A 14,000-nucleotide genomic window follows, 5' to 3' on the forward strand; every position below is an offset into this window, starting at 1 on the left:
CCAGCCCTCCGAATGATTACCCGGGGAAACCCTGGCTCGTCGCCTGCGCGGGTAATGACGGCTCCCAAGCCCGCGACCTCGGTTAACCGGATTCCTCGGAATCCTCCACCGGTCCAGCCTGCCCACATCCGGGCACCGACCAGGAATATCGACGCCATCTTGCCGAATCATTCGAGGAAGAAGAGGCGGTCCACGTGGGCCGTGGTCGCGCTGGCACTGGCCCTGACCGCACTCGTCGCGACCGCCGCCTGCGCGGGGGCCGTCGCGGCCCTGGTCTGGCCAGCCGAAGCCGCTCCGGCCGGACCGGAACCAACCCGCCGCACCAACCTGGCCGGGCGCGACGGGAAGAACAGGCAGGACGGACCCCTGCGGGTGATGGTCACCGGTGACTCGATCAGTCAGGGCCGGGAGGGCGACTTCACCTGGCGCTATCGCCTGTGGGAGCACTTTCGCTCCGGCGGTGTGAACGCACGGTTCGTCGGCCCCTGGACGGGCACCTATGTCATCCCGCCCGCCCAGCCGGACGAGTATCCGAAGGTCGACGCGCCGATCTCCCATGACGGGGCCTACCGGGCGGGCATCGACTTTCCCACGGAGAACAACGCCGAGTGGGGCTGGACCGCGCTGGAGGCCAAACAGACCATCGCCGGCGACGTCGCCCGGTACCAGCCGGACATCCTGCTCGTCGAGCTCGGTTACAACGATCTGGCGTATGCGCTCAACACGCCCGCCGGCCTCGTCGCGGATCTGCACACTCTCCTCACGAGAGCGCGCGCGGCCAGGCCGTCGATCAAGGTGGTGCTGGCGGACGTCATCCATCCCACGCCGCTGCCGGGCATGTCACCCGACCTCGACGCCAGGATCTCCGAGTACAACGCGCTGCTGGCCCGGGAGCTCCCGAGCTGGGGCACGGCCTCGTCCCCGGTGGCGCTCGCCGGCCTGGGGGCCGCCTACCAGGCGGCGACCGACACGTATGACGGCGTCCATCCGGGCGGCGTGGGCGAGTTCCGGGTGGCCAGGGCGTTCGCCGACGCGCTGGCCACCGCGTTCGGCCTCCCGCCCTACCGCACGCCGATACCGCAGACCGTCCCGGAGACCATGCCGTCGGCCCCGCAGTCGATCACCGCGGTCAAGGCGGGCGGCATCGTGACGGTGCGCTGGTCGCATTCGTTCGGCGCCGGCGGCTACGTCCTGTACTCACGGGATGCCACCCTCGGCCGGGAGTTCGCCCCATCCGACCTGCCGCTGCCCGCCGACAGCTGGAAGTTCGTCCTGCCGGATCCGGCGCACACGTTCGAGTACTACGTGCGTGCCGTGCACGGTCCCTACCTGAGCCCCGCGTCCCCGACCGCGAGCACGGCACGCATCGAGGCGCTGCCGACGCGCTGACACCCGGCGGGCTCAGAAACGCCACCGGGTGGCGCCGCCGGGATCGACAGTCCGCACGGCCGTCGCCGCGGTCAGATCGATCCGGTAGACGAACCAGGGCGGCGGGCCGGCGGATGGCGCGCTGAACTCGGCGGTCAGGGCCCGGCCGGACTCGTCCACCGACACCGGCCAGCCCTCCCCCGCCCAGCGGGCAGCCAGTGCCGCGACGACCGACGGATCGGTGACCTGGCTGGCCCGCCCCTCGACCACGAGATCGAACTCGGCCGTGGCCAGGCTCAGCGCACAGCGCGGATCGCGGGCGACGTTGCGCGCCTTGCGAGTGCGCTCGCCGGTCTCGAACCAGAGGCCCCCTTCCACATACAGGGCCCCGATGCCGGTGACATGTGGCGAGCCGTCCGCGTTGAGCGTCGTCAGCCAGCAGGTGTGCCGGCCGGGCCCACCGGAGCCCGGGGCCTGGGTGAGCCCGCCCTCGAGGCGCGCCTGGATGAACGCCCAGTCCACCGGCGGCAGGTCGTAGAGGTCGGCGAGGTTGGTCGCGTCGGGTGCGTGCATGTGGGATTGGACCACGCTGACTCCCGAAACTCATCGTCGGTGCCGCCGCCACGCCCGGCGGGCCCTCCGCGGGATAACTGGAGCCTCGCACCACAGATCCGCATATTCTTTGTAGGCAGCCGTCGAGCTCCCTCGAGCACGTCGGGTATGTCTCCGGGCCCCTTGACTCGTGGGAGGGAGCACGTCCGGGTGAGGACAGATGCTGTCGTCATCAGTGCCGCCGCCGCCTGGCTCCCGCCTCGAAGCGAGGCTCCAGCCGAATCCGACGACTCCGCGGACGACCCCGGCTACACATCGCTGACCGTGTCGGACGGCCCCTCCGCTCCGGAGATGGCGGTGCTGGCGGCGAGCACGGCGCTGGAACGGGCCGGCTGGGACGGAGCGGAGCTGGACCTCGTCCTGCACGCCTGGAGCTACTACCAGGGGCACGACTTCTGGTCGCCAGCCCACTACATCGCCGACCAGCTCGGCGCCCAGGCCGCACAGCCGATCGGCATCCAGCAGATGTGCAACGGCGGCGCGGCCGCGTTGCAGACCGCCGCGACGCACCTGCTCGCCGATCCGTCCACGGCCCGGGTGCTGGTCACCACCGCGGACCGCTTCTGCCCGCCCGGGTTCGACCGGTGGAACAGTGACTTCGGCGTCGCCTACGGGGACGGCGCGAGTGCCGTCCTGGTCAGCCGGGCCGACCTCGCGGGCTCCACCGGCGGCTCCACCGGCGGTGCAGTCCTCGGCGGCGGAGCCGGCAGCGGAGCCCAGCTTCACCTGACCTCGATGAGCTCCGTCTCCGCGCCGAGCCTGGAAGGCATGCACCGGGGCAACGACACCTTCTCCCCGGCGGCCCGCGCGAACGCTCCCACCGTCGACACGCGCCGGACGAAGCGGGCCTATCTGCGCCGCCACGGCAGCTCCGGGTACCGGGCCGCCGAGCGGGAACGGGTGGAGACGCTGCTGCGGCTGGCCGTGGCCGAGGCCGAGCTCCCCCGCGGAACGCGCCCGCGCTGTGTGGTCCTGCCGCGCGTGCACCGGGCGCCGCTGCAGTCTGTGTTCGTCCCGATCGTCGCGGATGTCACCGGCGCCGAACCGATCGACTTCGGCCGTGAGACGGGGCATCTGGGCGCCGGCGACCTCACCGCGGGGATCGCCGACCTGCTGGAGAGCAAGATCCTGGCCCCCGGCGAGACCGCGCTGGTACTCAGCACCGGAGCCGGGTTCACCTGGTCCTGCGCGGCCCTCACCGCCCCCGCCGCCTGACCCGTCCGTCGCCCGCCCGCCGGGTGGCGGCCACCGCCGGTGGCGGCCACCGCCACGGACGGCGACCGCCATCGGGCGACGGCCACCCGGCGACCGCCGATCAGCAGATGCGGGGCAGCTGCTCGCCGAGCGGGCGGTCGACGATGCGGGTCGTCCCGAAGGCGGTGCGCCCGACGACCATCCCGGGATGCTCGGCGGTCACGGTGCCGATGATCGTCGCGTCACTCCCGGCCGGATGCGTTCGCATCGCCGCCAGCACGGCGTCGGCGTCCTCGGGTGCGACGAAAGCGACGATCTTGCCTTCGTTGGCGACGTGCAGCGGGTCGAGGCCGAGGAACGCGCAGGCCGCCTCGACCACCGGCGGGACCGGCACGGAGCCCTCGGTGAGCTCGACGCCGGTGCCGGAGGCGGCGGCGATCTCGCACAGGCTGGTGGCGAGGCCGCCCCGGGTCGGGTCGCGCAGCGCGTGCACCCCGGCCGGCGCCACCGCCAGCATCGCCGCGACCAGCCCGTGCAGGGCGGCGGTGTCCGACCGGACGTCCCCGCCGAACTCCAGGTTCTCGCGGACGCTCAGCACCGCCACTCCGTGCTCCCCGACGGGCCCCGAGATGATCACCCGGTCACCGGGCCGGGCCCGCTCCGGCCGGATGTCGACACCCGGAGGGACAACACCGATGCCACTCGTGTTCACGTAGAGGCCGTCCGCCAGCCCGCGCTCGACGACCTTGGTGTCGCCGGTGACCAGCCGCACCCCCGCCCGGGCCGCGGCCTGCCCCATCGCCTGCGCCACCCGGCCGAGAACGCCCAGCTCCAGGCCCTCCTCCAGGATGAAGCCGGCGGACAGCGCGATCGGGGCGGCACCGCTGCACGCGAGATCGTTGATGGTGCCGTGAACGGCCAGCTCGCCGATGCTGCCCCCCGGAAAGAACAACGGGCGGACCACATACGAGTCGGTCGAGAAGGCGAGCCGGATGCCGCCCACCTCCAGCACCGCCGCATCGGCCATCGGCTGGTCCGGTGACGCACCGAACGCGGGCAGGAACAGGTGCTCGATCAGCTCGCCGGACAGGATGCCCCCGCCACCGTGCCCCAGCATCACCGCGCTGTGATCCCGCAGCGGGCGCGGGCACACCCAGCGGGACGGATCCACCGCGCCGGCGTCAGCCGCGCTGGTGCCAGCCGCGCTGGTGCCAGCCGAGCCCGTGTCAGCCATGGTCGGCACCGAGCCTGCGGAACTGGAAGTAGGCGGCACACGCGCCCTCGGTGGACACCATCGTCGCTCCCAGCGGGGTACGCGGAGTGCACCGGCCGCCGAACGCCGGGCACTGCGGGGGTTTGATCATGCCGCGCAGCACGTCACCGCTGTGGCACTCGGACGACTCCTCGGCGGTGAGGCCCGTGACGTCGAACCGGATCTCGGCGTCGAACTCGGCGTACTCGTCCGCGAGCCGCCAGCCCGAACCGGGGATGACCCCGATGCCACGCCAGGCCCGGTCGCACACGGTGAACGTCCGGTCGAGGGTGCGCCGGGCCACCACGTTGCCGTCGGCGCACACCGCCCGGGAGTAGGCGTTGGCCAGCTCGGCGCGGCCCGCCTCAAGCTGCTCGACGGCGGTGCGGACCCCGTCGAGCAGGTCCAGCGGCTCGAAGCCGGTGACCACGATCGGCACCCGGTGCGACGAAACCAGCGGCTCGTACTGGGACGTCCCCATGACCGCGCACACGTGCCCGGCGGCGAGGAAGGCGCGTACCCGGTTCTCCGGCGCCGCGAGCACCGCGGCCATCGCCGGCGGCACCAGCACGTGGCTGACGAGCATCGAGAAGTTGCGCAGGCCGCGGGCCCGGGCCGCCACCACCGCCATGGCGTTGGCCGGGGCGGTCGTCTCGAAGCCGATGCCGAGGAACACGACCTGCCGGCGCGGGTTCTCCTCGGCGAGGCGGACGGCGTCCAGCGGTGAGTAGACCACCCGGACGTCACCGCCGCGCGCACGGACGCTGAACAGATCCGTGTCACTGCCGGGAACCCGCAGCATGTCGCCGAACGAGCAGAGGATCACCTCGGGACGGGCGGCGATCGCCAGCGCCCGGTCGATCGTCTCCAGCGGAGTGACGCACACCGGGCAGCCCGGCCCGTGGACGAACTCGACCTGCTCGGCGAGCAGCTGGTCGAGGCCGTTACGGATGATCGAGTGGGTCTGGCCACCGCAGACTTCCATGATCGTCCACCGGCGGGTGGCGACCGTGGCGATCGCGTCCACGAGCCGGGCCGCGAGCACGGGATCACGGAACTCCCGCAGATACCTCATCGGCGTTCGCCCTCATCATCTCGATCGTGACGGTCGGATGGGCCGGCGAGGGCCGCGATCGCGGCCTGCCCGAGCGCGAGCCCGCCATCGCCGGGTGGAACGATTCGGTGGGTCAGCACCTCGAAGCCGGCCGCGACCAGCCGGGAGCGGCAGGCCCGCACCAGGACGACGTTCGCGAACACGCCGCCGGTCAGCCCGACCGCGCCGACGCCGCGCAGGTCACGCGCCGCACGGGCGACCGTCACCACCGCCTCGGCGACGGCCAGGTGGAACGCCTGCGCCAGCACCGGCACCGCGACCCCGGCGCGGATCCCCTCGACCAGGCCGGAGATCAGCGGCGCGGGGTCGAGCACACCCCCGCCGGGCCAGCGGTCGAACCCGAACGTGAGCGCAGACGCCAGCCCCTCGACGTCTGCCAGCCCCTCGACGTCTGCCAGATCGGCCGCGGCTTCCAGCTCGGTGGCGGCCTGCGCCTCGAAGGTGCTGCGCTGACGCACACCGAGCAGCGCGGCCACCGCGTCGAACAGCCGGCCCATGCTGCTGCACGGCACGCAGGACACGCCGCGGTCCAGGATCGTCCGCAGCACCGCCAACGCGGCCGGAGGCACGGCCCGCACCGGCGGAAGATCGTCGGACCAGGGCAGCCCGGCGGCCGCGAGATGCGCGAGGGCGCAGCGGTACGGCTCGCGGGCAGCCGCGTCGCCGCCCGGCAGCGGCACCGGCCGCAGGTACGCGAACCGTTCGACGCTGGTGAGATCGGCCCCGACCAGCAGCGCCTCACCGCCCCAGATGGTCCCGTCGGGCCCGAACCCGGTGCCGTCGAACGCCATCCCGAGGACCGGTCCGGCAACCGGATCGCCGGCCCCGCCGGGAGCACCGGACCCGCCGGAAGCACCAGGCGTGCCGGGAGCACCGGGACGTCCGAGCCGGCCGTGCTCGGCGAGCAGCGCGGCGACGTGCGCGTGATGGTGCCCGACATCGTGGCTTCGGCTGGCACCGTTGGGTCGCCGGATCGCCCAGGCCCGGGTGAGATAGCCGGGATGGCGGTCGGCGGCGAGCGTGGCCGGCGCGACGTCGTACAGCCGCGTCATCCGGGCGCAGGAATCCTCGAACGTGCGCAGCGCGTCGAGCCCGGCGATGTCCCCGAGGTGCTGCGAGACGACCGCGTGCCGTCCGGTGGTGAGACACACCGTGGCCTTTCCGTCGCCGCCCACCGCCAGCACGGAGCCGACGGGACGTCCGAGGTCGACCGCCTGCGGGGCGTAGCCACGGGAACGGCGCACCGGCAGCACCCGTTCGCCGTCGAATCGCTCGACCGAGTCGTCGCACGGCGCGATGATCGGCCGGTCATGGGCCAGGAAGGCGTCCGCGATGCCACGCAGCCGGGCGCGGRCCTCGTCGTCCGCGATGCAGATCGGCTCGCCGGAGCGGTTGCCGCTGGTCATCACCAGCGCCTGGGGTGGATCCGCGTCCACACCGGGCACCGGGGTGAACAGAAGATGATGCAGCGGCGTGTACGCTAGGAGCAGTCCGATGAGCGGGCTACCGGGTGCCACCAGCTCCGAGAGGGGCGCGGTGGCCTTCCGTCGGGCGAGGACGATCGGCGCGGCGGGCGAGGCCAGCAGCTCCCGCTCGGCCGCGGACAGGTCGGCGAGCCTGGCGGCGCTCGCCAGGTCCGCCACCATGACCGCCAGGGGCTTGTCCGGACGTCCCTTACGTGCGCGCAGCAGCGCGACGGCGTCGCTGGCACCTGCGTCGCAGGCGAGGTGATAGCCGCCGACGCCCTTGACCGCCACGATCTCACCCGCCACCAGCGCTCGCTGCGCCGCCGCGAGCGCGACATCCGCGACATCCGCGACATCCGRCCGCCGCCGCGCGGACGCGGCCTCTGGGCCGCAGGCTCGGTCGCCCTCGCCGCCGCCGCCGCTGCCGCTGCCGCTGCGCTCGCCATCACGGTCGCCGTCGCCGTCGCGCTCGCCGTCACCGCCGCGCTCGCCGTCGCGGTCGTGGTCGCGGTCGTGGTCGGCCCGGCTCGTGCCCGGGTCGGTGGCTCGTTCGAACCACAGCGTCGGCCCGCAGGACGGGCAGCAGATGGGTTCGGCGTGGAACCGCCGGTCCGCCGGGTCGCCGTACTCACGCGCGCACTCGGGACACATCGGGAACCGGGCCATCGTGGTCGCCGCGCGGTCATACGGCAGGCTCTCGATGATCGTGAAGCGGGGACCGCAGTTCGTGCAGGTGATGAACGGGTGCCGGTGGCGGCGGTCCGCGGGGTCGGCCAGCTCGCGCAGGCAGTCGTCACACACGGCCGTGTCCGGCGGGACCATTGTGCGCGGGCCGGGTGCCGGTGCGCTGGCGAGGATGCGGAAGCCCGCGGCCGCGGCCGCCCCGGCAGCGCGCGCACCGCCCAGGTTCACACCGCCCGCGTCCGCACCGCCCGCGTCCGCACCGTTCGCGTCCGCACCGTTCGCGTCCGCATGGTTCGCGTTCAGGGCCGCGTCCGCGTTCCCGGCGCGCGCGATCTCGGTGACGGTGATCCGCTGCACCCGCGCAAGCGGTGGGGACGGGGCGGTGAGCCGCCGCCGGAACTCGGCGACGGCGCGGGCCGCCCCCTCCACCTCGACGACGACCGCACCCGCGTCGTTGCGGACGAAGCCCGCCAGCCCCAGTCCAACCGCGAGCCGGTAGACATGGGGCCGGAACCCGACTCCCTGCACGACACCTTCGGCGGTCACCCGCCACCGAACCCGGCCCGCGCTGCCGCCAGCCTGCGCCGCCCCGCCGTCCGCGAACGTTGTGGTCGCGCCGTCGTCGGGCGAGGGGTGAGACGTCAAGATCCGGCTGTCGAGCTGATCAGCGCGCGGTGGCGGGCGATCTCGTCCAGCAGGTGGCGGACCGTGGCCGCGGACTCGTCGTCACCGCTGTTCTCAAAGATCGTGCGGGCCTCGTGAAGCAACGCCGTGGCCTGCGGGAACGCGCCCAGACGAGCGAGCGCGTTGCCCTGGCTGGTGAGCACCCGGGCATAGGCGGGCGGGTCGGCGAGGCCCACCTTGTTGGCGATGACCTCCTGGTAGCGGCCGACCGCCTCGACGAGATTGTCCCGCCGGTGCGAGGACGGGGCATGCACCAGCGCGTTCGCCAGGTTGAGCTGGGTGCTGGCCCACTGCTGGGGATGGGTCTTCCGCGTGTACACGGTGAGGGCGGTCCGCAGGCCCTGCATCGCCACCCCGATGCGAAGCTGGTCGGAGGCCGAGTTCATCGGCATCGCCAGGTAGGCGGCAGCCAGGCTGACCTGGGCCGAGGCGAACAGCTCCGGCGCGGTGTCGATGGTGATCAGCCGCAGCGCGGCGAGGTAGTGCTCGGCGGCGGTACGCAGACCGGCCAGATCCTCTCCCACCTGGTCGTCGCCGGTCTGGCCGGCGCCGGCCAGCTCATGGTGGACGGAGCCCAGCGTCAGGTGCAGCTCGGCCCGGACGGCGACCAGGTCAGTGGGCTCCAGCGTGTTGAGCGCGGCCGTCAGGTCGGCGATGACCTCGCTGGTCGGTCCCTCGACGTCGCGGCGCAGCCCGGCGGTGGTCGCCATCAGCTGGGCGGCGAGCCCGGGGGCCGCCTTGTGTGCCGCCGCGATCGCGCGGCCGAGCATCCGGGCCGCATCACCGATCCGGCCGGCGGCTGTCGCGTGCGCGGCGTGCGCGGACCACACCAGCGCGGCGATCTCCTCGGACTCGCCGGTGAGAATCGGCGGCACGGACCGCTGACCGCCGGCGAAGCGGACGACATCCACCAGGATGCCCAGCTCGTCACCGAGCGCCGTGCGCAGCGAGAGCGGGTCGTCCGTCGCGGTGGCCGCCGCCGTCTCCGCCCCTGCCGGCGCCGCGGAACCGGTCGGGCTCAGGACGAACCGGTTGTAGCGGGTGACCGGGTCGTCGCCGGTCAGCAGCGCGACGGCGCCGGCGAGGTCCCCCCGGTAGGCGAGCTCGATCGCCGCGAGCTGCGGCGGCCACGCCGTCGGCAGCATCCCGGCCGCCAGGGACCGCCGAACGGCGGCCGTCTCGTCCCCGCCGGGGATGAGCAGGAAGCCCGCGGGCAGCGGAAACACACCGACGGGCTGCGGACGCGCGCACCGCACGGCAGCACCGGAGCCGGCGGCCTCCGCAGCCTCGGTGGGCTCCGCAGCCTCGGTGGGCTCGGTGTGGGCAGGGAGGTCTGTGGCCATCTGTGTCACCCGTCGTGGTTCAGTGGGCCTTGTCCATCGCACGGTGCACGGCCAGGGATGCCGCCGGTCCGAATCGACGATGGAGAAGGCTCAGTCGTGTGCCCCGTCCGGGTCACCGGCGGGAGAGGTCGCGTGGTCGCCGCGCGCGCGTCCCGCCCAGAAGCCACAGCTCGGATGACATCGGTCCCCTTCGTCAGGTGAGCGTTTCCGGGCCGGTCGGCGACGTCCCGGGTGGCACCGGGCCCTCGTGCTGGCGGGCCCGCCGCGGACGCCTTCGGCAGCCAAACGCTATGTGCCGCCGGCCACTACGCCGATCGGCAGTGGACGGACACTGCCACCTAGGCGCCAACCGGTTCGCCGCCGACGAGAACCAGCCCCCCGGTCGAGGGGACCCGTCTCGGCCGGGTGAATGCTCGGCCAAAGGCCACCGAACCACCTTGCGGTCATCGGAGCTGTTGGACCTTCGGGCTGGCAGGGTACCTACCGGACCAGGCCTTCACATTGCGGTGGCCGTCCGCGAGCCGGAGGAGGAACCGTTCATGGACTATCCACTTCTCAACGTCTTCTGGACGATGCTCTGGTTCTTCGCCTTCGCACTGTGGATCTGTGTCCTGGTTTTTGTGATCGCGGATATCTTCCGCCGGCGCGACCTGTCCGGCTGGGGCAAGACCGGCTGGCTCGCCGCCGTGATCCTGCTTCCGCTGCTGGGTGTCTTCACCTACACGATCATCTACGGCCAGGAGATGGGTGAGCGCACCTACCAGGAAGCTCAACGGCGCGACTCCCTGCAGCAGGGGTTCGGCCCTTCCGCGGTGCGGGCCACCCAGGGGACCGCTGACGAGCTTGCGAAGCTGGCCGATCTCCGCCGGCAGGGCGACATCAGCGAAGCGGAGTTCGAGCAGGGGAAACGGCGAATCCTGACCTGATTCACCGGTGGCCGCGGCCGGAACCGCGTAGGTCAGCCCGCCGCACCACGACGGTCAGCACCACGACGGTCATCCCGCGCCGGTTATGTGGCTGCGGTGCAGCCTCCGCAGCGCGAACGCGAGATGCAGGCGCAGGCGGCCGTTCGGGTCGTGGACGGACCAGCCGAGAACCTGCTCCGCCTGGTGGAGACGTTCCTGCAGGGTCGAATGGTGCACGGTGAGCCCCACGGCCGCCGCGCGAAGACTCGGGCTGGTGGTGACGGCCTCCAGGGTGGCGAGCATCCAGGGGGCCGCGGCGGCAGCCCGGTTCAGGGCCTGGACGTCGGGGTCGGGCGGCGTGGCCGGGCCGACCGCCGCGGCCAGCACGGCCAGACCGCCGAGCTGGTCCGCGTGCACCACCCGCGGTCCCGGGTCCATCGCGGTGCCGCCGGCAGTGAAACGCAGCGCCGTGCGGGCGGCCTGCCAGGACGACGGGAGCTCCAGCACCGGCACGGCTGGTCCGACGCCCGTCCGCCGATCCGCGACCTGTGCGGGGACGACCCGCTGGCCGGCGGCGACGGGTTCCCGGGCGGGGACGGGTTCCCGGCCGGGCCCCGCCGGCACAGCCTCCACCAGCGCGGTGCCGTCCGACAGCGCGAGCGCGCGGGCGAGGCCCGCCGGGTCGAGGCCGAGCTGGGCCGCCACCGTCCGCCGAGTCCGTGACGACGCCGCCGCGTCCAGGAGAACCTCGATCGAGGCCCGGGTGGTCCCGTCGTCGGCGGTCACCGACGGCCGGGCGCCCGTACGGTCGAAACACGCTCGGCAGGCGGCCGCCGCCCGCTCGAGCACGACCGCGTCCAGCGGGCCGATGGGGCCTGGTCTTTCCAGCCACAGCGTCGGCGGCCCACCCGGCACCACCGCGACTGCCGGCCAGGTGTCGTCGGCCGCGGTGGCGGCGGCTCGGCGGCGCCCCTCGACGTCGACCTCGACGTGCACGCCCCGGCCGACGTCGACGAGACGGGCCGGCACACCGGTCAGCAGCGCCGCACCCCGCACGATGGCCTCGAGCCCGGCCCGGCCCTCGACGAGCCGGTCGAAGTAGATGACGGCCCGTAAGGCCGCGCCGGCGTCGGGGTCCAGCGCCGAGAGCCGGCCGGCGAGCTCCTTCACCGGGCATCCTTCACCGGGCAATAGTGCCGTGCCGACCGGGAGGGCCGCGACCGCTACGGCGCGAGAAGGCGGCGAAGCCAGTTCGTCCGGGCGGCCTTCGCGGCCTGCGATACCGGAGCCTGCGGTGCCATCAGGTCGAAGCCGTGGAAGCCGCCGGGCCAGACATGCAGCTCGGCCGCGCCGCCCGCCTGCCAGATCCGGCTGGCGTAGGTGACGTCCTCGTCCCGGAAGGTCTCCGCCGAGCCGACGTCGATGAAGGCCGGCGGCAGGCCGGAGAGGTCGCCGGCGCGGGCCGGGGCGGCGTACGGCGAGACGTCGGGGCCACCGCGCTGATCGCCGAGCAGTGCCGTCCAGCCGGTCTCGTTCGACGCCCGGTCCCAGACACCACGCCCGGCCATCTGCCAGGCCGACGGGGTGTCGTTGCGGTCGTCGAGCATCGGGCACAGCAGCATCTGCCCGGCCAGGGCCGGGCCACCGCGGTCGCGGGCCATCAGCGCCACGGCCGCGGCCAGGCCGCCGCCCGCGCTGGTGCCCGCCACGATGGTTCGGCCCGGGGCGACACCGAACTCGGCCAGCCGGTCCGCCGTCCAGAGCAGGCCGGCGTAACAGTCGTCGACAGGGGTCGGATGCGGGTTCTCCGGCGCGAGCCGGTAGTCCGGCGACACGACCACCAGACCCAGCTCCTCGGCCCACTCGAGCGCCTCGGAGACACCGGTGCGCGCGTCACCGATGACCATCCCGCCGCCGTGCATGAAGTAGACGGCCGCCGCCGGGGTCCTGGTCGACGTCGGCCGGCACACGACCAGCGGCAGCTCGAACCCACCCTGACCGCCGAGCCCGACCGGTAACGAGACCGTCTCCACGGTGAACGCGCCGCCGCGGGCGAGCTGCTCATCCGAGACGACGATGCCCGCCATCCGCTCGCGAAGCTCCCGGATCACCGCCGGCGTCATCGGCTGCGGCAGAAGCGCCCCGAACATCTCGAGGGCAGCCGCCAGCTCGACGTCGAACGGCGGTGGTGGACCGACCCGCACGTCACCGGTATCCACATCGCTCACAGCCATTCTCGCTCCCGCAGGTTCCAGCTCGGCCGACATCCCTGATGCTGGCCTGCCGCGCGCGATCACGAAAGATGCGAGACGGCGGGAATCGCCCGCCAGCCGGCGGGCGATTCCCGCTCTTCGAACCCGGCTGCCCGACGATCCGGAGGGATCACCGCCGTCGCGGGCGCCTTCGGAGCCGCGCGCCGCCACCACGGCGGCGGGCCGCAGGTGTGACCGGCCTCGGCACCGCCGAGGAGATCAAGATGATCCCGAGACCGCCGGCCAGCAGCGCGCCCACCGCCACCAGCAGGAGCGGGACCGTGCCGGTGAACGGCAGCCGACCCGTCGGTTCGGCCGGCGCGCCGCCCCTGTCAGCCGCACCAGCTTTGTCCTCCGCACCGGCCTTGTCCTCCGTACCGGCCTTGTCCTCCGTACCGGCCGCGCCGACCGGGCCCGCCGTGCCGCCGGGACCCGTTGACCCGGCCGCCGCGCCGACGCCGGTGGGACCGGCCGGTTGCGGACCATGGTTGCCGGAGCCGGAGCCGCCGGTCTCACCCTCACCCCATCCCGCACCGCCGGATCCGCCACCACCGACGCCGTACCCGCCGGTGTGGTCGCCGCCGCCGGGACCGCCACCAACGACGAGCGTGAATCCAACGGTTCCGCTGGCGACGACAACCCGGTCGCTACCGAACGGTCGCCCGGCGGCGGCGTCGGCCGCGCATACCGAGACAGCGGTGGGCACGAGCAGCGAGACAACGAAAAGAACCCCGCGAACCGCGTTCACCGTGGCACCGCGAGGCCGCCTTCTGGGCCGGACTGGACCTGACACATCGCTCCCCAACGACCGCACCGACGACTACGGGGTACTCCCGAGATCGCAGGCCCGTCTGACCGTCATCCGCGGCGCGGAAATCCCCGGCGAAAGGCAGCCGGAGAACACAGCCGGAGAACGTGGACCTCGGTTCTCCCTCCCCCTGTCCACGGACCCTAAGGCCGTCGCTCGGTTTCCGCTCGGTGAGCGATACCCATTCCGCGCCTGCGGGGAATGCCGGAAATTCCGTCGCGGGGCCGGGGCGGGTCAGGCCGGATCGGGTCGGGTAAGGCCGGGGCGGCTCGGGTCAGGCCGGGGCGGCTCGGGTCAGGCGGGAGCGGCCGGTCGCGG

11 protein-coding genes are annotated in these 14,000 nt (G+C 73.4%); 3 read left to right on the plus strand and 8 right to left on the minus strand.

What is annotated here, in order from left to right; genetic code table 11:
• Positions 1-201: 201 nt before the first annotated feature.
• Positions 202-1,389, plus strand: coding sequence for a GDSL-type esterase/lipase family protein (locus tag CcI49_RS22295; RefSeq protein WP_076829072.1), 1,188 nt, complete (start codon positions 202-204; stop codon positions 1,387-1,389).
• 12 nt (positions 1,390-1,401) lie between these two features.
• Here the strand turns inward: CcI49_RS22295 and CcI49_RS22300 are convergent, their stop codons facing one another.
• Positions 1,402-1,941: a pyridoxamine 5'-phosphate oxidase family protein gene (locus CcI49_RS22300; RefSeq protein WP_054566189.1), complete on the minus strand. Its 540-nt coding sequence runs from the start codon at positions 1,939-1,941 to the stop codon at positions 1,402-1,404.
• Positions 1,942-2,130: 189 nt separating this feature from the next.
• On the opposite strand from CcI49_RS22300, the gene CcI49_RS22305 reads away from it, so the two are divergent.
• Entirely contained in the window at positions 2,131-3,195 is a 1,065-nt protein-coding gene (locus CcI49_RS22305) for a ketoacyl-ACP synthase III family protein (RefSeq protein WP_054566188.1), read from the plus strand.
• Positions 3,196-3,295: 100 nt separating this feature from the next.
• Here CcI49_RS22305 and hypE read toward each other — a convergent pair whose 3' ends face one another.
• From hypE to CcI49_RS22325, 4 genes are read right to left on the minus strand one after another with little or no spacing between them, the layout of a single operon-like run.
• Entirely contained in the window at positions 3,296-4,408 is a 1,113-nt protein-coding gene (gene hypE / locus CcI49_RS22310; RefSeq protein WP_076829358.1) for a hydrogenase expression/formation protein HypE, read from the minus strand.
• Positions 4,401-5,501, minus strand: coding sequence for a hydrogenase formation protein HypD (hypD, locus tag CcI49_RS22315; RefSeq protein WP_054566187.1), 1,101 nt, complete (start codon positions 5,499-5,501; stop codon positions 4,401-4,403). The genes hypE and hypD overlap by 8 nt, the downstream gene beginning before the upstream one ends.
• Positions 5,498-8,335: a carbamoyltransferase HypF gene (locus CcI49_RS22320; protein WP_076829074.1), complete on the minus strand. Its 2,838-nt coding sequence runs from the start codon at positions 8,333-8,335 to the stop codon at positions 5,498-5,500. The genes hypD and CcI49_RS22320 overlap by 4 nt, the downstream gene beginning before the upstream one ends.
• A complete protein-coding gene (locus CcI49_RS22325; protein ID WP_083473155.1) occupies positions 8,332-9,717 on the minus strand; it encodes a hypothetical protein in 1,386 nt (461 codons plus the stop codon). The genes CcI49_RS22320 and CcI49_RS22325 overlap by 4 nt, the downstream gene beginning before the upstream one ends.
• Before the next feature lie 539 nt (positions 9,718-10,256).
• On the opposite strand from CcI49_RS22325, the gene CcI49_RS22330 reads away from it, so the two are divergent.
• Positions 10,257-10,643: an SHOCT domain-containing protein gene (locus CcI49_RS22330; RefSeq protein WP_054566583.1), complete on the plus strand. Its 387-nt coding sequence runs from the start codon at positions 10,257-10,259 to the stop codon at positions 10,641-10,643.
• A gap of 69 nt (positions 10,644-10,712) precedes the next feature.
• On the opposite strand, the gene CcI49_RS43495 is transcribed toward CcI49_RS22330, so the two are convergent.
• From CcI49_RS43495 to CcI49_RS41620, 3 genes are all read right to left on the minus strand, one after another.
• Positions 10,713-11,792 (minus strand): helix-turn-helix domain-containing protein, encoded by a 1,080-nt coding sequence (locus CcI49_RS43495; RefSeq protein WP_076829076.1) that lies wholly within the window; start codon positions 11,790-11,792, stop codon positions 10,713-10,715.
• A gap of 53 nt (positions 11,793-11,845) precedes the next feature.
• Positions 11,846-12,856 carry an alpha/beta hydrolase gene (locus CcI49_RS22340; RefSeq protein WP_076829361.1) on the minus strand — a complete coding sequence of 337 codons (1,011 nt, stop codon included), beginning with the start codon at positions 12,854-12,856 and terminating at the stop codon, positions 11,846-11,848.
• A 148-nt stretch (positions 12,857-13,004) separates the two neighbouring features.
• Positions 13,005-13,622, minus strand: coding sequence for a hypothetical protein (locus CcI49_RS41620; RefSeq protein WP_076829078.1), 618 nt, complete (start codon positions 13,620-13,622; stop codon positions 13,005-13,007).
• Positions 13,623-14,000 lie beyond the last annotated feature (378 nt).

The sequence above is a fragment of the Frankia sp. CcI49 genome, assembly GCF_001983215.1.
Lineage (GTDB): Bacteria > Actinomycetota > Actinomycetes > Frankiales > Frankiaceae > Parafrankia > Parafrankia irregularis.